Origin of the sequence: Microvirga flocculans ATCC BAA-817 (assembly GCF_000518665.1) — a bacterium.
Classification (GTDB): domain Bacteria; phylum Pseudomonadota; class Alphaproteobacteria; order Rhizobiales; family Beijerinckiaceae; genus Microvirga; species Microvirga flocculans.
In genome coordinates this window covers 22453-42132 of the sequence record NZ_JAEA01000002.1, presented here as the reverse complement: position 1 = coordinate 42132, position 19680 = coordinate 22453, and the positions used below count along the sequence as shown (strand labels likewise).

24 protein-coding genes, 1 tRNA gene and 1 pseudogene are annotated in these 19680 nt (G+C 63.1%); 10 read left to right on the top strand and 16 right to left on the bottom strand.

Annotated features, from left to right (window positions below):
* Positions 1-104: 104 nt before the first annotated feature.
* From L879_RS0103220 to mnmA, 4 genes are all read right to left on the bottom strand, one after another.
* Positions 105-181, bottom strand: a tRNA-Met gene (locus L879_RS0103220).
* A gap of 139 nt (positions 182-320) precedes the next feature.
* Entirely contained in the window at positions 321-539 is a 219-nt protein-coding gene (locus tag L879_RS0103215; protein WP_027314849.1) for a hypothetical protein, read from the bottom strand.
* Between the two features lie 130 nt (positions 540-669).
* Positions 670-1311, bottom strand: a complete 642-nt coding sequence (locus tag L879_RS0103210; RefSeq protein WP_027314848.1) for a class I SAM-dependent methyltransferase — start codon at positions 1309-1311, stop codon at positions 670-672.
* A gap of 22 nt (positions 1312-1333) precedes the next feature.
* Positions 1334-2488: a tRNA 2-thiouridine(34) synthase MnmA gene (gene mnmA, locus L879_RS0103205; RefSeq protein ID WP_027314847.1), complete on the bottom strand. Its 1155-nt coding sequence runs from the start codon at positions 2486-2488 to the stop codon at positions 1334-1336.
* A gap of 231 nt (positions 2489-2719) precedes the next feature.
* Here mnmA and sciP point away from each other — a divergent pair, with 231 nt between their 5' ends.
* Together sciP and L879_RS24155 are read left to right on the top strand one after the other, a co-directional pair.
* Positions 2720-2995, top strand: coding sequence for a CtrA inhibitor SciP (gene sciP / locus L879_RS0103200; protein WP_027314846.1), 276 nt, complete (start codon positions 2720-2722; stop codon positions 2993-2995).
* 233 nt (positions 2996-3228) lie between these two features.
* A pseudogene (locus tag L879_RS24155) lies at positions 3229-3456 on the top strand (helix-turn-helix domain-containing protein); the annotation flags it as partial.
* A 109-nt stretch (positions 3457-3565) separates the two neighbouring features.
* Here L879_RS24155 and L879_RS0103190 read toward each other — a convergent pair.
* Both L879_RS0103190 and L879_RS0103185 read right to left on the bottom strand, forming a co-directional pair.
* Entirely contained in the window at positions 3566-4399 is an 834-nt protein-coding gene (locus tag L879_RS0103190) for a class I SAM-dependent methyltransferase (protein WP_027314845.1), read from the bottom strand.
* Complete coding sequence (locus tag L879_RS0103185) at positions 4396-5406, bottom strand: lysylphosphatidylglycerol synthase domain-containing protein (RefSeq protein WP_027314844.1); 1011 nt, start codon at positions 5404-5406, stop codon at positions 4396-4398. Before L879_RS0103185 ends, L879_RS0103190 begins: the two co-directional genes overlap by 4 nt.
* Before the next feature lie 192 nt (positions 5407-5598).
* Here L879_RS0103185 and L879_RS0103180 point away from each other — a divergent pair, with 192 nt between their 5' ends.
* Positions 5599-6231, top strand: a complete 633-nt coding sequence (locus L879_RS0103180) for a GNAT family N-acetyltransferase (protein ID WP_027314843.1) — start codon at positions 5599-5601, stop codon at positions 6229-6231.
* 523 nt (positions 6232-6754) lie between these two features.
* Here the strand turns inward: L879_RS0103180 and L879_RS0103175 are convergent.
* Entirely contained in the window at positions 6755-7378 is a 624-nt protein-coding gene (locus L879_RS0103175; protein ID WP_154664063.1) for a glutathione S-transferase family protein, read from the bottom strand.
* A 175-nt stretch (positions 7379-7553) separates the two neighbouring features.
* Here L879_RS0103175 and L879_RS0103170 point away from each other — a divergent pair, with 175 nt between their 5' ends.
* Positions 7554-7985, top strand: a complete 432-nt coding sequence (locus L879_RS0103170; protein WP_027314841.1) for an SAM-dependent methyltransferase — start codon at positions 7554-7556, stop codon at positions 7983-7985.
* Positions 7986-8159: 174 nt separating this feature from the next.
* Here the strand turns inward: L879_RS0103170 and L879_RS20240 are convergent, their stop codons facing one another.
* Positions 8160-8552: a flagellar export protein FliJ gene (locus L879_RS20240; RefSeq protein WP_035458584.1), complete on the bottom strand. Its 393-nt coding sequence runs from the start codon at positions 8550-8552 to the stop codon at positions 8160-8162.
* 518 nt (positions 8553-9070) lie between these two features.
* Here L879_RS20240 and ctrA point away from each other — a divergent pair.
* Positions 9071-9772 carry a response regulator transcription factor CtrA gene (ctrA, locus tag L879_RS0103160; protein ID WP_027314840.1) on the top strand — a complete coding sequence of 234 codons (702 nt, stop codon included), beginning with the start codon at positions 9071-9073 and terminating at the stop codon, positions 9770-9772.
* Between the two features lie 72 nt (positions 9773-9844).
* Positions 9845-10282 (top strand): EamA family transporter, encoded by a 438-nt coding sequence (locus L879_RS0103155; protein WP_027314839.1) that lies wholly within the window; start codon positions 9845-9847, stop codon positions 10280-10282.
* Between the two features lie 13 nt (positions 10283-10295).
* Here L879_RS0103155 and chpT read toward each other — a convergent pair whose 3' ends face one another.
* Entirely contained in the window at positions 10296-10937 is a 642-nt protein-coding gene (gene chpT / locus L879_RS0103150) for a histidine phosphotransferase ChpT (RefSeq protein WP_027314838.1), read from the bottom strand.
* A gap of 171 nt (positions 10938-11108) precedes the next feature.
* Between chpT and L879_RS0103145 the strand changes: the two genes are divergently transcribed.
* The 3 genes from L879_RS0103145 (at position 11109) to L879_RS22535 (ending at position 13920) form a co-directional block, all read left to right on the top strand.
* Positions 11109-11942: a 3'(2'),5'-bisphosphate nucleotidase CysQ family protein gene (locus L879_RS0103145; RefSeq protein WP_027314837.1), complete on the top strand. Its 834-nt coding sequence runs from the start codon at positions 11109-11111 to the stop codon at positions 11940-11942.
* Between the two features lie 180 nt (positions 11943-12122).
* Complete coding sequence (locus L879_RS0103140) at positions 12123-12725, top strand: DUF1134 domain-containing protein (RefSeq protein WP_027314836.1); 603 nt, start codon at positions 12123-12125, stop codon at positions 12723-12725.
* A gap of 187 nt (positions 12726-12912) precedes the next feature.
* Positions 12913-13920 (top strand): coiled-coil domain-containing protein, encoded by a 1008-nt coding sequence (locus L879_RS22535; RefSeq protein WP_051435005.1) that lies wholly within the window; start codon positions 12913-12915, stop codon positions 13918-13920.
* A 14-nt stretch (positions 13921-13934) separates the two neighbouring features.
* Here the strand turns inward: L879_RS22535 and L879_RS0103130 are convergent, their stop codons facing one another.
* Positions 13935-14288 carry a hypothetical protein gene (locus L879_RS0103130; protein WP_035458581.1) on the bottom strand — a complete coding sequence of 118 codons (354 nt, stop codon included), beginning with the start codon at positions 14286-14288 and terminating at the stop codon, positions 13935-13937.
* Between the two features lie 55 nt (positions 14289-14343).
* Positions 14344-15207, bottom strand: coding sequence for a D-amino-acid transaminase (locus tag L879_RS0103125; RefSeq protein ID WP_027314834.1), 864 nt, complete (start codon positions 15205-15207; stop codon positions 14344-14346).
* Positions 15208-15321: 114 nt separating this feature from the next.
* Here L879_RS0103125 and L879_RS20230 point away from each other — a divergent pair, with 114 nt between their 5' ends.
* Complete coding sequence (locus L879_RS20230; RefSeq protein WP_154664062.1) at positions 15322-15948, top strand: hypothetical protein; 627 nt, start codon at positions 15322-15324, stop codon at positions 15946-15948.
* Positions 15949-15983: 35 nt separating this feature from the next.
* Here L879_RS20230 and L879_RS0103115 read toward each other — a convergent pair whose 3' ends face one another.
* The 5 genes from L879_RS0103115 to L879_RS20215 all read right to left on the bottom strand — a co-directional run bounded on the left by L879_RS0103115 (position 15984) and on the right by L879_RS20215 (position 19662).
* A complete protein-coding gene (locus L879_RS0103115) occupies positions 15984-16307 on the bottom strand; it encodes an SWIB/MDM2 domain-containing protein (protein WP_027314833.1) in 324 nt (107 codons plus the stop codon).
* Between the two features lie 183 nt (positions 16308-16490).
* Positions 16491-16943, bottom strand: a complete 453-nt coding sequence (locus tag L879_RS20225; RefSeq protein ID WP_051435003.1) for a response regulator — start codon at positions 16941-16943, stop codon at positions 16491-16493.
* An 80-nt stretch (positions 16944-17023) separates the two neighbouring features.
* Positions 17024-18061 (bottom strand): UV damage endonuclease UvsE, encoded by a 1038-nt coding sequence (locus tag L879_RS0103105; protein ID WP_027314832.1) that lies wholly within the window; start codon positions 18059-18061, stop codon positions 17024-17026.
* A gap of 101 nt (positions 18062-18162) precedes the next feature.
* A complete protein-coding gene (locus L879_RS20220) occupies positions 18163-18558 on the bottom strand; it encodes a response regulator (protein ID WP_210163803.1) in 396 nt (131 codons plus the stop codon).
* 405 nt (positions 18559-18963) lie between these two features.
* Positions 18964-19662 carry a hypothetical protein gene (locus L879_RS20215; RefSeq protein WP_051435002.1) on the bottom strand — a complete coding sequence of 233 codons (699 nt, stop codon included), beginning with the start codon at positions 19660-19662 and terminating at the stop codon, positions 18964-18966.
* Positions 19663-19680: the final 18 nt, after the last annotated feature.

Sequence of the window (19680 nt, the reverse complement as noted above, 5' to 3'; positions counted from 1 at the left end):
CCCTGGAGGCCTTCCTGCATAGCCGAGGGTTCACGAAGGAACGCAACCCGATTCGGCTGACGGATCCCGTCGGGGCTTATGCTTGGATTTCAGGATGGGGATGATGGTAGCGGAGGAGGGATTTGAACCCCCGACACAAGGATTATGATTCCTCTGCTCTGACCAACTGAGCTACTCCGCCCCAGGCAGCGGGGCGAACCCCGCGTCAGGCAAGCGCGATATAGGGAAAGTTGCCCCCCAGTGTCAAGGAAGACCCGCACCCTGGATACGGATTTGTGCCGATGCGCCTTCGGGCAAAGATCCATCGGCTCGGAAATCCGTCAGCCCTTGGGTTTCATGCGCCAGAGCTGGAAGCCTTCCGTCGAGATCGCCTGTTCGATGGCCTTGCGCGAGAACTTGTGGGGCGGGGTCTCGCGGGAGCTGAGGGTACCGGTCAGGCCCCAGGGGCCGTACTTGGCCGGAAGCTTGGTGCCCGTCTCATCGCCCGCGAAGGCGTAGAGATCGTCTCTGGCTTGAGAGGTGAACATGAAGAGACGCATGGGAGAAGCCTTCGTGGTGAGCGGATTGCCCTTCCCCTCTAAGATAGGGCATGAGGCCTGAAAGTCACCCGATACCTGGGACGCCTGGGGCAAGGCGGCCGGATCCCCGGTCCGGCCGTTCCAATCCTTCTCAGGCGGTCTTCTTCAGCCGCATCAGCTTGAAGAAGCCCACCGGGAAGAGCGATCTCAGCTCGACGACCTCCACCCTCCCGGTCCGGCGCGCCCAATCCTCGACGCGGGCCGCCTTGAAGGCGGAGCTCCAGCCGATGGCCTTGGCAACCGGCGAGGCCAGCTCCTCCAGGGCTGCGATCGGCCCGGAGGGCTGGCCCCAGTGATTGGCCAGAACGATCTCCCCTCCCGGCTTCAGCACGCGGAGGAACTCGTCCAGCGCCGTTTCGGGCTCGGGAACGAGAGTGATGATGAACTGCGCCGTCACCGCATCGAAGCTCTCATCCGGAAACCCGAGACGGGTCACGTCCATCACCTGAAGGCTCTTCACATGCGCGAGGCCCCGCTTCTCGACCTTTTCCTTGGCCCGGCGCAGCATGTCCTCGGATAGATCGACCCCATAGACCTCGGCATGCTTCGGGTAATAGCCGAGGGACAGCCCCGTGCCGACGCCGGCCTCCAGCACCTTGGGGCCGCAGGCGACCGCGGCGTTGACCGCCGCGCGGGCGGCGGGCTCGGTCAGCTTGTCATAGACGAGGTCGTAGATCGGCGCCCAACGCGCATAAGCCTTGCGCATCAGGACGGTGGTCGCTCCATCCGTCATAAAGGTTCCTTCGGTCGGCGCGTCAGGCCGCGGCGGGCGCGGCTTCGGCAAGAGTGCGAGTGATGGTGCCTCCGCCGAGCACGCGGGCCCGGGGATCATCGCTCTCATAGATGACACAAGCTTGACCGGGAGACACCCCATCTTCCGCCGAGAACAGCTCGACAGAGGTGTCGGTTCCTGTGGATCGCAGGATGGCGGGGCGCGGCTCGCGGGTCGAGCGCACGCGAACGGCTACCTCCATGCCCTTCTCGCCCAGGGCTTCGAGGGGGACGTCGCCGAGCCAGTTCAGATCGGTCACGCGGATGAGCTTCGTGGCCAGGGCCTCCCGGGGACCTACCACCACGCGGGCCTCCTTGGCCTCGAGACGGACCACGTAGAGGGGCTCGCCGATGGAGAGCCCCAGGCCCTTCCGCTGCCCGACGGTGTAATGGATGATCCCCTCGTGGCGGCCGAGCACCCTGCCGTCGATGTGGACGATCTCGCCGCCCTGCACGGCCCCGGGCTTCAAGCGTTCGATGACATCGCTGTAGCGCCCCTGGGTCACGAAGCAGATATCCTGACTGTCCGCCTTCTCCGCCACGGTGAGCCCGAACTCGCGCGCCAGCTCCCGGGTCTTCTCCTTCGGCAGCTCGCCCAGGGGGAAGCGCAGGAGATCGAGCTGCTCCGGCGTCGTCGCATAGAGGAAATAGCTCTGGTCCCGGTCCGGATCGGCGGCCCGGTGCAGGGCGCGGCGTCCGTCCGGCAAGCGGCGGCTCGCCACGTAATGGCCGGTGGCCAGCACGTCGGCCCCGAGCTCCCTGGCCGTTTCCAGAAGGTCCCGGAACTTGATGGAGCGGTTGCACTCCACGCAAGGGATCGGCGTCTCGCCCGCCAGATAGCTCTGGGTGAAGCGGTCGATCACGGCCTCGCGGAAGCGGGCCTCGTAGTCTAGCACGTAATGGGGGATGCCGATGGCCTCCGCCACCCGGCGGGCATCGTAGATGTCCTGGCCGGCGCAGCAGGCGCCCTTACGATGGGCGGCGGCGCCATGGTCGTAGAGCTGGAGCGTGATGCCGATCACGTCATAGCCCTCGCGCTTGAGCAGGGCCGCGACGACGGAGGAATCCACGCCGCCCGACATCGCAACCACGACGCGGGTCTTCGAGGGTTCGGTGGGAAGGTCGAGAGAATTGAGCATCGTTCCATCCAGAGGCGCCGTTCAAGGCGGCGCACAGGAGGGGTCAAGCCCCTTCTATAGCCATTGAAGTCGAATTCTTAAAGGGAAAGTCGACGGCAATAAGCCAGCGTTAACGATTGGGGCCGAACTTAGGCACTGCCGTAACCGCCTGATCGGGCTTAGGAAAACATTAAGCCCCGTCGCGTAGGTTCGAGCCTACCAAAGGTCGTTGAATTTTTGTGTGAGCGTATCATGACCGAACCCCACCGCCCAAGGGTCAAGTATGTCATTGGGCCCGATGGCAGTCCCCTGACGATTGCCGACCTGCCGCCTTCCACCACCCGTCGCTGGGTCATTCGGCGCAAGGCCGAAGTCGTCGCCGCCGTACGCGGCGGTCTGCTCAGCCTCGAGGAAGCCTGTCAGCGCTACACGCTGACCACAGAGGAATTCCTGAGCTGGCAGATGTCCATCGACCAGCATGGCCTGGCGGGACTGCGGACGACGCGTATCCAGCAATACCGGCAATAAGCCCAAGCCGGCTCGAACACGAGGCGCTGCCCCCCGGGTCAGCGCCTTTTTGCTGTGCCGAGGCGGCAAAATTTCACGCCGCAAGCTCGGCCGTTAAGACCTTCCTAACCATAGAATGAGCATAAACTCCTGAATCACTTCCCTTAAGGCAGGCTCGCACCGTGCTCGGCACACCGGATCCGTTGGAACAGCAAGGCTCATCTCAGGTGAATACCGCCCCCTCCCCCTCCGGAGCGGAGCAGACCATCGAGGCCCTGAGGCAAATTCTGGTCGGCCGGACCATCGCCGATGTGGAGCGTCACCTCATTCTCGACACCCTGGCCTTCTGCTTCGGCAACCGTACCCATGCGGCGAAGATCCTCGGCATCTCGATCCGCACCCTGCGCAACAAGCTCAACGAGTACATGGAAGCAGGCATCGCGGTCCCGGAGCCCGGACAGAGGCCGAGCGTCGCGGCCTAAGGCCCGGCTGGAGCCGTTTGAATTTTCGTGAAGCCGAAAGCCGCGGCAACTGTCCTTGCTTGCCGCCATTTCGGTCGGAAAACCAGTTCCCGGTTTTCCTGAAACGGCTCTAGGGTTCCAGTTTCCGAAGCCACAGGCTCGTCTCCTGCGCCCCGGAGACCAGCGGCAGCTCCGACAGGATCCCCCGGGACAGAGCGCTTTGGGGCTTGCGCGCCACGTAGTGGCTGGCGAAGACGAGTTCATAGCCCCCGCCCTGCAGAAGGGTTCCGACCAGCAGCTGCTCGTTATAGCCGCGCCAAGCCCAGGCCTCCGGATAGGCTTCGGGCAGGGTAATATCGTGCACGTGAACCAGGACTCCGCGGGCCAGCCTCGGGAGCACATCCAGGAAAAGCCGGTCCACATCGGTGCCGGGCATGGCGATGTGGCTGGAATCGATGAAAAGGATGTCGCCCGCCTCCAGCTCCTGGAAAACGGCGGGGTCCGTGTCCCGCAGCAGGGCATGCCGATGCTCGACCGAGAGCCTGCTCAAGCTGGCGCGGGGAGCGGGATCGATGCAGGTGATGCGGGTGGGAAGCCCGCCATCCTGCACGGCTTTCGCCATGAACCGGGTCGAATGGCCGGAGCCGATCTCGACGATCCGCCGCGGCTTCTCCCGGCGAACCATGGCATAGGCCGAGGCGGCGTCCAGGCGCGGAAACCAGCTCTGGTCGAAGCGCGCCGGACCGCTGCCCCCGAGAATGGCGCGCAGCTGCTCCCCATGGGCCTCGACGGTCTCCAGCACCTCGGAAAATCTCGGCTCCGCCGCCTCGAAATACCGCCGCAGCGCCGGGTAGCCCGCCGGCTCGACGCTGTCCGCATAGCGATAGGGAATGAAGAAGCCGAGACGCCTGACGCCCAGAAGCGTCGACAGGCCGAAGCCCAGCCTGCGCCAGAAAGCCGTCATTGGTCGGAGGAGGACAGGGGCGGCGGCGGCACGGAGCGGTCGGCGGCCGCCCGGCCGCGCCAGGCCTGGGCCAGCCGCGCGCGCTCGAACATGAGGACGACGACGAGCGAGAGAGCGAAGGGGATCAGGAGATAGAACAGGCGGAAGATGATGAGTGCCGCCAGCACGTCGGCCTTGGGAATGTCGGGCATGGCGGTGAGGAAGACGAGCTCGAACACGCCGAGGCCGCCGGGGGCATGGCTGACCAGGGCCGCCGAGAAGGAGGCCAGGAAGACGGCGAGCACGATGATGAAACTCGGCTCGAGATGGGCCGGAAGCACGAAATAGATGATTCCGGCCGCCCCCAGCAGTTCGAGCGGGGCGGCGATCAGCTGGCGCGCCATGATGGCGGGGCGGGGATATTCCAGCTTCGCCTTGCGGATCACGAGCGGCGGCAGGTGCAGGACGGAGCCGATCACATAGAGCGCCACGAAGCCGAGCAGCAGCAGGCCGAAAATGCGGGCCGTCGCCGGATTGGTGAGCATCGAGGGCAGGAGATCTTCGAGCCGGTGCAGCAGGGTCGGGTCGGCCACGAGGACGACTCCGCCGAGGAGAATGGTGCCGAGGCCGAAGGTGAAGGAGCACAGGGCGACGAGAACGGCGATCTGCGGGGCGCCCAGACCTTTCGACGTGTAGGCCCGGTAGCGGACGACGGCGCCGGAAAAGACCGATGCGCCGATATTATGGGACAGCGCATAGGTGGTGAACGACGTCACGGAGACGAAGAGCCAGGAGATATGGCGGACCCCGAGATGTAGCAGGGCGATCCGGTCATACCAGGCCAGCGCCGCGTAGGCGACCAGGGTCGACAGGGCGGCCAGGGCGTAGCGATGCGGCGGAACGGCCGTCAGGCTGCCCCAGACCTCGTTAAAAGACATCCCATGCAGCCGATCATAAAGTATCCAGCCTGACAGAATGATCGCCAGCAGCCCGATCACGGGCCAAATGAACTCACGCACATTCCTCATCGCGTCGGCTGCACTCCCTCGCTGCTCCTCTGTGCCCATAATCCCCTTGGTCCGCAAGGGAATTATGCTGACCGAAAGACAGGAGATAACGTCCGGCCGGCACGGGCGATCCAAACGGAGGGTGACGGCGGGCGGCAATCCTCTTAAGCAACGGAGATTCTCTCTCCGGCAGCCCACAGAAGGCATCGCATCATGACCGCGGAAACGGCAGTGTCCCTCAACCTCAACGGCTACACGGACCTGCCGCCGGACAAGATCGCAATGGTCGTCACGTATCTCGAAATGCGCGAACCTCCATCCCTTCCCGTCGCCCAGGCGCCGGAAGGCTGGTCTCTCCAGCGCATCGACCGCGACCTCCAGCGCTACCGGACCCTGTTCCGCACGATCGGAGAGCCCTGGCTCTGGTTCAGCCGGGCCGTGATGCCCGACGAGGAACTGAAGGCGATCATCGGCGATCCGAAGGTCGAGGCCTATGCCCTCCATGACGGAACCGCCGATGTGGGCCTCCTCGAGCTGGATTTTCGTCCGGACCAAGAGGTCGAACTGGCCTTTCTCGGGCTCGTTCCCGGTTTCATCGGCCAGGGGGCGGGGCGCTTCCTGATGAGCGAAGGGATCCGCCGTGCCTTCACTAAGCCGATCCAGCGCTTCTTCGTCCATACCTGCACGCTCGATGCCCCTGGTGCTCTCCCCTTCTATATCCGGTCTGGATTCACGCCCTACCGTCGGGCGATCGAGGTGGCGGACGATCCCCGGCTCCTCGGGCTTCTTCCCCGCGAGGCGGCTCCTCAGATGCCCGTGCTGTCGCCGAACGGAACGTCTGCTTAGAATACCTCACGAAATTCCTCGCCTCTTTGCGCAACTCGGAAACACAGGCGCGGCACTGGCCCTCCTCCCCCATGAGACTCGGGCTTATCCAAGATTTGTCTTATGCAGCGCAGACTTTCCTCCCTACAAGGGGGAGGGAAAGTGCCTCCAACGGTTCCATTAGAGGCTCTCAATGCATCGTGCAAAAGGACCCAGCGTCGGGACCGCTTCTCAAGCGCAATACAGCAAACTATTAATCCGTTGGCTCTGGAAATCTGGGGCAGAGCAGCTGACTCTTACTTCAGAGGATCTAAGAGAAAGGGGTTTCATCTCCGCTGCGCTACCGCTGGCTAAAGCTTTAAGGGCCGTTGCGTTCCATAAGGCCCGTTCTACGAATTACGCAGTCTCAAAATGTCCGATAATCGTCGCCAAAATCCATGCGATGGCAATCCAACTAAGACCTCCCAGCACGAACATGGCCCCAACCGAGATGCCTGCGCGGCTGGTCCTCAGCACTGGCAGCCCTCGCCGGTGTAGCTGTCGTTTATCGCGGCAAAAGCCTCTCCCGTGTCAAAACATTCTGAACGGCCTCCCTGTCCTGCATACGCGTGAGATGTGCCCTTAGGTTGGGAAAAGGTGCGAGGGGCACCCCGTCAGGCTCGGCCCACCACGTCATGACGAATAGAAGCGGATCGGCAACACTGTAATGCGGACCAAGGATCCAAGGACCAGCGCCAAGCCTGTCTTCCAGAATTTTTAGGTCGGCGGCTACAACACTGGGAGCCTTGCGGCGCATGTCTGCAATTGCATTCGGATCATCCGCCCAGCGGTATCCTCGGTTCATGTGCGCTGTACTAATGTGGACGGTTGATGCGAGAAAGCTCATGACGGAGAGCATCTGCGCAAAGTCCCAAGGGCTTTCAGGTGCAAGCTGGGCGGCTGGATGAGCTTGCGCGATATAGGTAAGGATAGCCAGGGTTTCGGTGAGGACACCGTGTTCAGTCATGAGCGTGGGAACGCGGCCAAGGGGATTTAGGTCAAGGTACTCGGGCGTCCGCTGCTCCCCGGCCTTGAAGTTGATAGGCACGGTTTCAAAAACGGCTTCGGCTTCCTCCAGTGCAATGTGAGAGGCTAGGGAAACAGCCCCTTGTTTGTAATAAAGTTTCATCACCAAGTTCTCCGGAGTTGAGACAGGACCGAGCACCCAGCCGAGATTTGACAGCAGAAGGAAAATGCCTCCGCTCTATCCGGTTCCATGAACGCGCTGATCGTAAATTACGCATAGCCTTCCGCGCGCACGTGGAAGACACTTAGCCGTTACACGGCGCAACGAAGGAACATCGATGGCCCATGAACTATCGGCTCGCCTGCTTGCTATCGTGAACGCGCTTCCCCTTCGCGACGGCTTACGGGTGCTGGAGATCGGCTGCGGTCCGGGAGCGGCTGCGCGCGAGATCGCTCGGCGCATCGGTGGTGGGTACGTCCTGGCGATCGACCGGTCTGCCAAGGCCATCGCACAAGCGCAGGCTGCGTCGGCCAATGAGGTGGCGTCCGGACGATTGAGCTTCCGCCAGGTTGCGGTGGAAGACTTCGAACTTGCTCCCGGAGAGGCACCCTTCGACCTCGCCTTGGCCGTGCGGGTAGGTGCTCTCGACGGGCGCCATCCGCAGACCGGGATCCGCGCTCGTGCCCGCATCAGAGCTGCGCTGGTCCCAGGTGGACGGCTCTTGATCGACGGGGGAAGTCCCTTGCGGGAGGTCCGACTGATCGAGTGAGGCAAAGGTAGAACCAAAGGGCACAGTGGGCTGGCCTCCTGGCATTTCATAGACGGCCTTACCGGAATCAAACCGCCCTCCGCGTTGCAGCGAACGCGGTTAGACGCAAGGGACTTAAAAAAGGGCGCGACCTGTCCGGCGCGCCCTTCGGGATCTTCGTTTTCTAGGATCGGATCAGGCGGTTGCGGCGCGCACGACGCGGCCGGTCCCGATCTGGCTGATGGCGGCATCCAGGGAACGCTCGCGATCCTCCAGGCTTTCGGCTCTCTTCAGGTCCTCGAAGGCTTCGCCAAGCTCGGCCTTCGCATCGTCGAGCTGGATGTGAAGGTTCTGGGCCGAAAGGCGGAGATTGTCCCGCCGCTGGGCCGCAGCGCGCGCATAGGTTGGATAGGCAAAGTGGTTCGGGTCGGTGATGCCCGCCTTCTGCTCCTCCGCCGCGATCTCCCGGTCCAGGTCAGCCGCCATGCGGTCGAACTCGGCGATCATCATCTCGATTTGCGCCACGCGGCGACGCTTTTCGTCGACCTGAAAGCGCTTGAGGCGGATGAGCGTATCCCGCGACTTCATCTTGATTCAACTCCACACGTCGCTGTTTCACGTGTCTCACGGATCGCTCAGTTATCCGCCAGACATGAGGACACTTTCGCCGACGGAAGTTGACCTTTCCTTACCGTCTGCGACAAAAACTCCCCTGCGCCTCAGGGCTTTGGAGAGCGCCGCCGTCCCCGCCCCCCGCGCCAGGCCCTTCGTCAACCTTTCGTTTACCGGTTTCGTTAAGACTGGTCCGGTCACGGGCGTGGCCGGACCGATCCGCGCCCCGGACAAAGCCGAAACGCTTGAACCGTAAGCTTTTGGGATGTTGTGAGGCGGTTCCCTATGGTTACCCAGAATCCACAGGAAAATTGCCTTTGGCAGACGATCTGCCTGTCAAGTTCGTTAAGCGCTTGCCTCCCAGAATCAGGGTTTGTTAACCATTCCGTACTAGCGTTTCGAATCAGTTCAAAAGAGCATCCGTCGCAGGCCCGGCGGCGGGTGGGCAGCGTTCCGCTGCTCAAGGGCTCAAGGGCAAGGGCTGGGGATTGAACATGCGCGTACTTCTGATCGAAGACGACAGCGCGACTGCGCAAAGCATCGAATTGATGCTGAAGTTCGAGAACTTCAATATCTATACGACGGATCTCGGAGAAGAGGGCATCGACCTCGGCAAACTCTACGATTACGACATCATCCTTCTCGACCTGAACCTTCCCGATATGTCGGGCTACGAGGTCCTGCGCACCCTGCGCGTCGCGAAGGTGAAGACGCCGATCCTGATCCTCTCCGGCATGGCCGGCATCGAGGACAAGGTGAAGGGCCTCGGCTTCGGCGCCGACGATTACCTGACCAAGCCGTTTCACAAGGACGAGATGGTGGCCCGCATCCATGCGATCGTCCGCCGCTCGAAGGGCCATGCCCAGTCAGTGATCACCACCGGCGACCTGATCGTGAACCTCGACACCAAAACGGTCGAGGTCGGCGGGGCCCGCGTCCACCTGACGGGCAAGGAGTACCAGATGCTGGAACTCCTCTCGCTTCGCAAGGGCACGACCCTGACGAAGGAGATGTTCCTCAACCACCTCTACGGCGGCATGGACGAGCCCGAGCTGAAGATCATCGACGTCTTCATCTGCAAGCTCCGCAAGAAGCTCGCCAACGCCTCGCAGGGCCGGAACTACATCGAAACCGTCTGGGGCCGCGGCTATGTGTTGCGCGAGCCCAACGAGGCGGACGAGCGTGTCGCGGTCTGACGCGAACAGGGATAGATTGAAGAGCCCGGCCTCCAGCCGGGCTTTTTTATTGATCGCGGTAGGGAGGCTTTCATGAAATCCGTTCTGCTGTCATGGCCGTTCTGGGCTCTTCTCTCGGCCGCCTTCGCGGCGCTGACGGCGATCTTCGCAAAGGTCGGCGTCGAGCAGATCGACGCGGATTTCGCGACCTTTCTCCGAACCGTCGTGATCCTGCTCGTGCTCGGCGGGATCCTGGTCGCTACCCGGCAATGGCAGCCCCTCGCATCGGTCTCCGGACGAACCTACATCTTCCTGGTTCTCTCGGGCCTCGCCACGGGCGCATCGTGGCTCTGTTACTTCCGGGCGCTGAAGCTCGGAGACGCGGCGCGCGTGGCACCGATCGACAAGCTGAGCGTGGTGCTCGTCGCCGTGTTCGGAGTCATATTTCTCGGAGAAAAGCTGACGATGCCGAACTGGATCGGCATCGCCCTGATCGCATCGGGTGCGGTTCTCGTCGCCTACAAGGCGTGACGGGCAGGAGCCTTCAGGCCGTCGCGGCCCGGATCGTCACTTCATCACCCTCGATGCTGAAGGCGATGCTCATGTTCGAGGCGCGGGCGACCATGCCGGCATAATAGGTCTGGATGCCATGCGCATCGATCGTGCCGGTCTCGGAATTGCCGGCCAGAAGAGCCTCCGCATGCGCGGGAATGCGGGCGTTCAGGCCCTTCGCCTTGATGATGAACTCGCACGTCTCCGCATCGCCCGTGACCGTCACCGCAATCGAGCCGCCGCGCGGGATGGCGGCAGTGGCGGTCATGATGAGATTGAGCAGGAGCTTCACCCGGTTCTTGGGGAACAGGAGACGGGGCGATGTCCAGGAGAAGGTGATCTTGTCGTCGAGGAAGAGCCCCCGCGCCACCTGCTCGGCATCGCCGAGATCGATGGAAGCGCCGGCAGAGCCCGCCGCCCCGAAGGCGAGGCGGGCGAATTGCAGGCGGGCCGACGCCTGTCTGGCGCTCTTCTGGATCAGGTCGAGCGCGAATTCGCGCATGGAGGCATCGCTGTCGTCCTCGAGCACCTCCAGCCCGTTGACGATGGCTCCCACCGGCGAAATCACGTCGTGGCAGACGCGCGAGCAGAGAAGAGCGGCGAGGTCGAGGGAATCGAGGGAGATCGTGGCCATAGGGGCTCCGGAGACACCGTAACGTCGGCTGCCTCTTCATGAATCGAGGTTTCGACCCGCATGAATACAGCCAAACAGGAAAGAGAACGTGAACCCGGATACCCGGCTGCGAGTTCTTTGAAAAGCGGGCAAAAAGGAATCGACAGTTTTCGAGGGAACGGGCACAAAGCCATGATGCGCTTCGATGGTCAAACCCCCGACGAGATCGCCCTGAAGCTCGCCCACATCGCCTGGGAGGCGGGGCGGCTCCTGCGCGGCATGGAGAATGCGCTGATCGACAAGCGCATCAAGGACGACGGAACGCCCACGACGGCCGCCGATCTGGCTGCGGAGGAGCTGATCATCGGACGCCTCGCCGAGGCCTGGAGCGGCGTTCCCGTCATCGCGGAGGAAACCGCCAGCGCGGCCCGGACGGAGGAATATTTCTTCCTGGTCGATCCCCTCGACGGCACGGGCGACTTCATTCACGGGACCGGAGAGTACAGCGTCAACATAGCCCTGATCCGGGGCGACAGGCCCGTCGCGGCCGTCGTGGCGGCTCCGGCTATCGGCGCGATCTGGATCGCCGGCGACTCCGCCCGGACGAGTTCCCTCCCCCAGGAGGCCGGCACAGATTTCGACTGGCGCGCGGCGCGGGTGCGCCCGGCCCCCGAGGACGATCTCGTCGCCCTGGTCAGTCGCCGCCATGGGGATATCGCAACGGAAGCCTGCCTCTCGGTCCTGTCGATCGGCACGAGGCGCATGACCTCCTCGGCCCTGAAGTTCTGCCTCATCGCCTCCGGCGAGGCCGATGTCTATGTGCGCTGCGGCCCGACCATGGAATGGGACACGGCGGCCGGTGATCACATCCTGACCCGCGCGGGCGGAAGCGTGGTGGGACCGGGCGGAGCTCCCCTGACCTACGGGCACGAGCACCGGGGCTACAGGAACGGCCCCTTCGCCGCCATCGGCGACGTGGCCCTGGCATCTCGGCTCGATCTGCCCGTCTCGGCCTCGACAGCCTGAATTTCGTCTCCTTCATCCTCGATCGTCGATCCGAAAGGTGCGGCCCGCCGGCCCGCCTCTCCAAAAGGCAATCCGTACAGAGATTGTTAGGGTTGAAGACTTTAAGGTTCGACCCTCGATAGCAGCCTTCCGGCCTTCAAGGGGCTGGATTGTCCCCTGTCTCATGCGAGGAGATAGCCCATGCGCTCCCGGTCCACATGTCTTGCGGCAGCAGCACTGGCCGCCCTCATCGGCGTCCTGGCTCCGCAGGCCTCCGCGCAAACCGCCCAGCGCACCTACGCCAACAATCCCGGCAATCCGAATTCCTTCAATTCCAATGAATTGCTCGAATCCGGCCACCAGTTCTTCGGCTCGGCCTCCCGCGGCCTCGCCCTCGCGCTCCAGGAGGCGGTGCGGCGCTGGGGCGAACCCAACGGCTACATTCTCGGCCAGGAAGCCTCCGGCGCGTTCTTCGGCGGATTGCGCTACGGCGAGGGCAAGCTCTTCACCCGCAACGCCGGGGAACGCCGAGTCTTCTGGCAGGGGCCCTCCCTCGGATTCGATGTCGGCGGCGACGGCGCCCGCACCATGATGCTGGTCTACAACATGCCCTTCACGGACGCGCTCTATAAGCGCTTCGTGGGCGTGGACGGCTCGGCCTATTTCATCGGCGGTTTCGGCGTGACGGCCGTGGCGGCGGACGAGATGATCGTCGTTCCGATCCGCGCCGGCGTGGGAGCCCGCCTCGGGGTCAATATCGGCTACCTGAAATTCACCCCCGAGCCGACCTGGAATCCTTTCTAGCACCCCACCGCGATGCGAAGGGCCGCCCATCGCGATGGAAACGGCCTCCGAATGCGCTACCTTTGAAAAAAGAGCTTAGGCCCCGAAAGTGGACGTCACTTTCGGGGCCTAAGCTCTGGAAAGCTGCGCAGGCACAAGGCAAGGTGCTTGAGCGTTACCGGTCAAGCATCCTGGAGTTGGCGTCCGCGTGATCGAAAGCATCATGATCTTTGCGCTGGGATTCGTCGCCGCATCCCTCATCGCGCTTCTCATCGTTCCCGCCATCAATACCCGCGCGGAGCGCCTGGCGCGCCGCAGGGCCGAGGCGCTCTTTCCCATGTCGGTCTCGGAGCTGACGGCTGAAAAGGATCATCTGCGGGCGGAATTCGCGGTTCTCCAGCGGCGGATCGAGCGCAAGGCCGAGGAGGCCCTGAACCAGAAGCGGGAAAGCATGGAGGAGCTGGGGCGGCGGGCGATCCGCATCGAGGCCCTGGAGAGCACCCTCGCCGAACGTGACCGGACCGTCTCGGAACTCGAGATGTCCCTGGCGGCGACGCAGACCCGGCTGGCCGCGGCCGAAGAGGATCTTTCGGAAACGAAAACCTATCTTGCGAGCACGCGCGAAACCCTGACCGCCCTCGAAAGCGCCCATCGGGCAACCTTGGACGAGCTGTCCAACACCCGCATGGAGCTGGAACTCGCGCAACAGGAACGCTCCAGGACCAAAGCCGAACTCGTTCACGCCGAGGAGAAGCTTTCGCGGTTCGAGGCGGATCTGGCCGATGCCGAGCGCCGCCTGACTGCGGCCTTGAGCGAGGTCGACACCAAGCGTATTACGATCTCGGACTTGGAAACCCGGCTCATGACCCAGACTTCACGCGGAAACGACTTCGAACGGGCCCTGGGCGAGCACCGGAGCGAACTCTCCGACGAGCGCCTGCGCCTGGCAGAACTGGCGAAAAGCCTGGCCGCCGAGCAGGAGCGTGGACTCATCCTGGAACAGCGCATCCGCGAGACCCAGGCCGAGCGCGACGAGATTCAGAGCAGGCTCGAAGCCCTGGAAGGCACCGGCAGCCGCAACGAGGAGCTGCGGCAGAAGATTTCCGAAGTGGCCGCTCAGATCATGAAAAGCGGCGAGGGCCGCTCCGCCGGCGACAAACCCCGCGAGAGCGCGAAGTCCCGCGAGGGCAAGCGCCGCCGTTCGGCGGGGAAGTAACCTCCCGCCACGGCCTATTTCGGATCGAGCTGCGGATTGCCGCCCGGGCTGCCCGGTGGGGGAATGACCGGAGTCGTACCGGGATTCGGCACTGGCGCCGGAACGGTGATGTCGGGCGTCGCCGTCTCCGGCGGACGGATCACGCCGTCCGACCGCTCCAGCCTGTCGCTCAGGGTGTTGGTCGAGCCGGTCTCGGACGGATCCCTGGCTCCCGAGAGATCGCCGTCGGGCGCCACCTTCTCGGCCGGCACCTGATGCGGCTGCGGCATGTTCGGAGCCTGCTGCTGCAGAACTTTCGGATCCTGCGCCAGGGCGGCCGTGGAGAGGCCGCCCGCCAGCGCCATGGATAGGACCAGCACACGCTTCATGGGTCGCGCTCCTTTGGAAAGGCAACGGGCGACCCGGAAGCGGGTTCCGGCAAGGCTACTCGGCGGCGATGGCCGGCAAGCGGGCCATGTCCAGATAAAGCTCGCGCAGCCGCTTGGTGATGGGCCCCGGCTTTCCATCGCCGACCGGACGCCCGTCGATGGACACCACGGGCAGGACGAAATTCGATGCGCTGGTCAGGAACGCCTCTGCGGCGTCATAGGCCTCTTCCACCGTGAACCGACGCTCTTCGAGGGCGATCCCGGCCTCCTGCGACAGCCGCAGGAGGGACTTGCGCGTGATGCCCGGCAGGATGGCGTTTGAGAGCGGGCGCACGACGATGCTGCCCTTCTTCGTTACGATGAAGGCGCTCGACGAGCCGCCCTCGGTCACATAGCCGTCCTGCACCATCCAGGCTTCCTGCGCGCCGGCCTCCTTGGCGGCCTGCTTGGCCAGCACCTGGGCGAGCAGGTTGATGGACTTGATGTCCCGCCGCTCCCAGCGCATGTCCGGCACCGTGACGACGGCAATTCCCGTCTCGGCGGCGGGGGCCGAGGCGATGGACTTGGCCTGGGTGAACATCGCAACCGTCGGCTTGGCATTGTCGGGGAAGAAGAAGTCACGCTCCGCCACGCCACGGGTGACCTGGAAATAGACGAAGCCTTCGGCCATGCCATTGCGGCGCACGAGCTCCTCCTCGAGGGAGGTCCATTCGGCCCGCGTATAGGGATTGGGGATGCGCACTTCGGCAAGCGAACGTTCGAGACGCTCGAGATGCGCCTCATTGTCGATCAGGCGCCCATTGAGCACCCCGATGCCTTCATAGACTCCGTCTCCGAACATGAAGCCTCGATCCATGAAAGGCACCTTGGCCTCTTCGATCGGCAGGAAGGAACCATTCAGGAAGACGATGCGGGACATGAAAACTCCAAGGTCGTAACCCGACTCAACTAAGCTTAACCCATGGGCAGAAAGATCGCCCGTTCTATATGCCCCGGGGAACCTGCAGCCTTGAGAGCGATAGGTATCCCCATCATGAGATCGACGCCACTTCTCATTTTGACAGCCCTGCCATGCCTGCTCATGGGAGGGTTCCCGGAAAGCCCGGCCCTCGCCGGACCTCAGGCCCCCCAGAACTGGTTCGGCGAGCGGGGCTATGTCGGGCCCTCCGGCAACCGCATCATCGCCTGTCACGGTTATGGATGCGCGCGTCGGCTCGAGCTTTCCGTCGAGGGTGCATGGTTGAGCCGGGCGCGGGCAGCGTTGAGGGCCGCCCAGGGCTCACCGGATGCGGAGCGGCAGGCCCTGGCCGATGTCATCCGGTCCTATACCGCCTATCTGGCGGCATCCTTGGGTGGAAAGCCCGATGTGCCGGGGTCGCCGCCCCAGTTGTCGGGCGTGTACGGGCAGATGGATTGTCTGGACGAAACCGCGAACACGACGAGCTTGCTTCTGGTTCTCCAGGATCAGGGTCTTCTTTCCCATCATGTGGTGGAGCACCCGGAATCGCGCGGATTCTTCCTCGACGGACGCTATCCGCATTTCACGGCGGTCATCGCGGAGAAACGGACGGGCGCGGAATGGGCCGTGGACCCATGGAAGAAAGCGCCGGGTCAACGGCCGGAGATCCTGCCGCTCGATCGGTGGCGGCAGGATTCCTGAGCGGGCGAAGCGTCGCCAGGCTTTCGTGAAGCGGCTTACTTCAGGTGCTGGGCGAGGTGCTTGTTCATCTCGAACATCGTCACCTTCGGCTTGCCGAAGATCGGCTTCAGCTTGTCGTCGGCGATGATCTCGCGCTTGTTCTCGGGGTTCTGCAGGTTGTTCTTCTTGATGTAGTCCCACATCTTGCTCACCACCTCACCGCGGGGCAGCGGGTTGGAACCGACAATCGCCGCCAGTTCCTTGGACGGTTGCAACGGCTGTTGAAGGGCATTGGGCTTCGAACCGGCAGCCTTCTTAGCGGCGGGCTTGTCTGCAGCCTTCTTCGCACTGGCTTTAGGGTCTGTGGTCTTGGTCGGCATGTATTCCTCCGGGAATGGGGTGGGAAAGCTATCGACGGCCCTGAACCAGGCCCGAAAAGCTGATTGACCAATCTTCGGCCGGACCTTCCGGGGGAAGTCACTCACCCCCGGCCCATTGGTGAAGATCAATTCCGGCAGAGCTTATGTCCGCTCACCGCCGGCAGCAAGGTCGAGTTCAGGAATTTAGGCTGTTTTCGAAAATGGCAGTATCTTTGCCGCTTCATCGAGGGAAGACCGTTGACTTTTGGCAACATGGCTGGAGAGCTTCGTGCGCTCGGCCGCGGAAATGACGTGAGACACGATGGCCTCGTTGGGGCAGGGCTTGGCCAGGAATGCCGCCCCTGGAGGCAGATCCCCCTGCGAGGGCCATTGCCGGCCCGACATGATCAGGATCTCGGTTTCCGGCCGCGATTGATGCACCCGGCGCGCCAGTTCGAACCCGTCGCAGCCCACCGGCATATCCACATCGGTCAAAAGAACATCGATGGAGAGCCCCGCCTCGAGGAGGACGAGCGCCTCGATGCCATTGGCCGCCTCGACGACCCTGAAGCCGACGTCCTCCAGAAGCTCGGAAAGAAAGAGACGGATGAGCGGCTCGTCTTCGACTAACAGAACTGTGGTTGGATCGGCGGGCATCGAAACCTGACTCACTGCACAATGCTCGACAACTCGCGCAAACCGGTTTGGTTCCGCGAAACGGGAAAATTTTTGGTACGTTATTGTGTAAGAAGAACGCCCTGCCGTTTTTCAACGTGGCGAGCCAGCCCCTCGGTGGCGAGGTTCTTCAGCTTGGCCTCGATCTCGAAATCCGACCAGGCGAGGTGACGCATCACCAGATCGTTGACCGCCTCGTTCCACATGAGATCGGAATGGGCGCGCAGGTCCTTCGGCTTGAGGCCTGCTTCGACGAGGGTCTTGAAGCTCGGAAGCGTCCGGACGTCATGCCCGGACAGCAGGTCCTCCCGGGAGACGCTCACATGGCTCACCGGCCTCACTCCGCGCCAGGATGCGACGATGAGCCGGATTCTGGGGTCTTCCGGCTCGATATACTCGCCCTGGCTCATGATCCAATGATGATGGAGGTCGAGCACGATGGGCACGTGGTCCACGAGAGGCAGGAGGTCGTCGAGCCCGAAGCTGACCTCGTCATTCTCCATCGTGATCAGGTTCCGCGCCGTTTCCGACAAAGCATCGAGCCCGCGCCGGATTCCCTCGGCGCCCATGGCTTTCGCGCCGCCATGGATGTTGATGTGGGCGCCGTGGGGATGCCAGCCCTCCCCATAGCCCATGAGCGCCATGACCTGCGCATGATACTCGAATTCCGCGATGCCGTTGGCTGCGGCGGATGGATTGGCGGATGCGATCACGCAGAACTGGCCGGGATGCATGCTGAGCCGCACATCCTTGTCGCGCGCGAGCTGTCCTGCTTCCGCCAGCTTCGTTTCGATCAGGCGGCGCAGGTCCGGATCGCGATAGTAATCCTGGCTGCCGGGATGCGTATAGCCGGGCAGAAGATCGCTTGAGAGACGATGCAGGCGCTCGAGCCTCGGCCGCCCGGCCACATGCGCGATCTGGAGCCGAAAGGCATCCAGGTTGTGCGCCACGACGGAGGCGAGCTTGTCATACGCGGCCTTCGGCGTCAGACGGCCCAAGTGAGCCATCGTCACCGTGGTCGTATTCATTGCCCGGGCGGCCTCCACCGAGCCGTCCTCAGGAATGTACTTGCAGCAGAAGCCGAACCGGACGTCTTGCATGATGAAGGATTAAGCCCCGCAGAATGACGGGCCTCCCGGCCCTCGGATGGTCCGCACATCGGAACGGTTCCTTGTGCAGACCCATCTTTGGGATCGAGGCTCTAGCAAGGGAACTGATGGGGCGCAATGTCCATGACGGCCCGGAGAAGCGCCCTTTCCTCGAAAGGCTTTGCAACGAAAGCCGCCTCCTGGAGATTGCAGGGCAGATCGGATGGATTGGATGCCGACACGAAGGCGAAAGGAATATGGCGCTCCATAAGCATCTCGGCCACGCCGAAACTTTTCCCGCCGACCACGTCGATGTCGAGCAAGGCGCAATCGAGGTCGTCGTCGATATGCTCGTAAACTTCTGCCAGTGAACTGACTGAATCGACGATTTCATGCCCCTCCCCTTCGAGAATGGCTTGAAGGTCGAAAGCAATCGCCGGATCGTCTTCCAAGATCAGGATACGCATTACAACTCCTCCGACCGGTCCTTGAGCAGGACCCTCGCTCAAACCTCTCGTTTGCAGGAATAGGAAAGTTCGTCCCTGCACAGGGCCAACAAACTCGCATCCACGTCGTTCCTGGTCTTCACTGTGCGCACAGAAGTTTTGCGGGTTTAGCGTTAAGAAATTCCTTCACCTCTTGCAAAGGCACCGATGCACCCCCATCTCAGGCTCAGTCTGGCGTCACTGTTTCGCCAGAAGCGGTCACGATGCCGAAATGGTGATGCCGGATGTACGCACATCATTTCGCCGTGGCCGTTGCTTTTTCTGGCGAGACACTCGGCGGGATGGCCTTATAAAGAAAGCGCCGGTGAGAACCGGCGCTTTCTTTCGATGTGAAGTCTTCTGCTTTACAGCATCGCTGACCCGGACAGATGAGGCTCAGCGCCGGAAAGCCGGGTCCGCGAAAGCGGACTAATGCCTGCCGGCGCCGCGCTGACCGCCGAGCTCGCTCTCGTGGCGACTGAATTGCGCCTCGTCTCCGCTGAACGTTTCCTCGACGTATTCCCGGCCGCGACTGGCCGCGTCGCGTGCGTAACGAAGCCCTTGGTTGCGCACTTCGTCCGCCCATTCGCCGAACATCTCGTTCTCCCGGCGGGTGCGCGGCAGCAGCGCTCCGAGGACGAGCCCTGCGGCCAATCCGACCAGCCCGACCACCATCGGGTTCTCGGCTACATATTCCTGCAGGGTATGGCGTGCCTGCCCGTAAGCCCGTGCGGAACGGCCGCGCATATGGCCCATCCGGCGGCGCTGTTGATCGTAGGTCTCGGACGCCCAGTCGGAGGCCCGCTCATATGTATCCCGCGCCCATTCGGAAGCGCCTTCATAGGCATCCTCGGCGCGATGGCGCAGTTCCTCGGTGGCCTGCTGAGCTTTATCGCTCACCGAACCCGCCTGCCCCTGAGCGCTCTGCTGCGTCGACTGACCGGACGGCGAGCCCCTGGACTGACCGCTGCCTGCGGACGCACCGGCTGCCTGTGCGTGTTTCTGGTTCTGCGCGTGAGGCATCGGAGCCTCGCCGATATTGCCGACAGAGGTGCCCGCGGAAACCTTGCCGGCCGTGCCGGTCTCGGTACCGCCCTGCTTGCCGGGCTCGTTCTTGGTGTTGGCCATATATCTCTCCTGTTCAAT

Excerpts from the sequence above, each read along its gene's own strand:
- L879_RS0103215 (WP_027314849.1), bottom strand. The coding sequence starts at position 539 with ATGCGTCTCTTCATGTTCACCTCTCAAGCCAGAGACGATCTCTACGCC.
- L879_RS0103210 (WP_027314848.1), bottom strand. The coding sequence starts at position 1,311 with ATGACGGATGGAGCGACCACCGTCCTGATGCGCAAGGCTTATGCGCGT.
- mnmA (WP_027314847.1), bottom strand. The coding sequence starts at position 2,488 with ATGCTCAATTCTCTCGACCTTCCCACCGAACCCTCGAAGACCCGCGTC.
- sciP (WP_027314846.1), top strand. The coding sequence starts at position 2,720 with ATGACCGAACCCCACCGCCCAAGGGTCAAGTATGTCATTGGGCCCGAT.
- L879_RS0103190 (WP_027314845.1), bottom strand. The coding sequence starts at position 4,399 with ATGACGGCTTTCTGGCGCAGGCTGGGCTTCGGCCTGTCGACGCTTCTG.
- L879_RS0103185 (WP_027314844.1), bottom strand. The coding sequence starts at position 5,406 with ATGAGGAATGTGCGTGAGTTCATTTGGCCCGTGATCGGGCTGCTGGCG.
- L879_RS0103180 (WP_027314843.1), top strand. The coding sequence starts at position 5,599 with ATGACCGCGGAAACGGCAGTGTCCCTCAACCTCAACGGCTACACGGAC.
- L879_RS0103175 (WP_154664063.1), bottom strand. The coding sequence starts at position 7,378 with ATGAAACTTTATTACAAACAAGGGGCTGTTTCCCTAGCCTCTCACATT.
- L879_RS0103170 (WP_027314841.1), top strand. The coding sequence starts at position 7,554 with ATGGCCCATGAACTATCGGCTCGCCTGCTTGCTATCGTGAACGCGCTT.
- L879_RS20240 (WP_035458584.1), bottom strand. The coding sequence starts at position 8,552 with ATGAAGTCGCGGGATACGCTCATCCGCCTCAAGCGCTTTCAGGTCGAC.
- ctrA (WP_027314840.1), top strand. The coding sequence starts at position 9,071 with ATGCGCGTACTTCTGATCGAAGACGACAGCGCGACTGCGCAAAGCATC.
- L879_RS0103155 (WP_027314839.1), top strand. The coding sequence starts at position 9,845 with ATGAAATCCGTTCTGCTGTCATGGCCGTTCTGGGCTCTTCTCTCGGCC.
- chpT (WP_027314838.1), bottom strand. The coding sequence starts at position 10,937 with ATGGCCACGATCTCCCTCGATTCCCTCGACCTCGCCGCTCTTCTCTGC.
- L879_RS0103145 (WP_027314837.1), top strand. The coding sequence starts at position 11,109 with ATGATGCGCTTCGATGGTCAAACCCCCGACGAGATCGCCCTGAAGCTC.
- L879_RS0103140 (WP_027314836.1), top strand. The coding sequence starts at position 12,123 with ATGCGCTCCCGGTCCACATGTCTTGCGGCAGCAGCACTGGCCGCCCTC.
- L879_RS0103130 (WP_035458581.1), bottom strand. The coding sequence starts at position 14,288 with ATGAAGCGTGTGCTGGTCCTATCCATGGCGCTGGCGGGCGGCCTCTCC.
- L879_RS0103125 (WP_027314834.1), bottom strand. The coding sequence starts at position 15,207 with ATGTCCCGCATCGTCTTCCTGAATGGTTCCTTCCTGCCGATCGAAGAG.
- L879_RS20230 (WP_154664062.1), top strand. The coding sequence starts at position 15,322 with ATGAGATCGACGCCACTTCTCATTTTGACAGCCCTGCCATGCCTGCTC.
- L879_RS0103115 (WP_027314833.1), bottom strand. The coding sequence starts at position 16,307 with ATGCCGACCAAGACCACAGACCCTAAAGCCAGTGCGAAGAAGGCTGCA.
- L879_RS20225 (WP_051435003.1), bottom strand. The coding sequence starts at position 16,943 with ATGCCCGCCGATCCAACCACAGTTCTGTTAGTCGAAGACGAGCCGCTC.
- L879_RS0103105 (WP_027314832.1), bottom strand. The coding sequence starts at position 18,061 with ATGCAAGACGTCCGGTTCGGCTTCTGCTGCAAGTACATTCCTGAGGAC.
- L879_RS20215 (WP_051435002.1), bottom strand. The coding sequence starts at position 19,662 with ATGGCCAACACCAAGAACGAGCCCGGCAAGCAGGGCGGTACCGAGACC.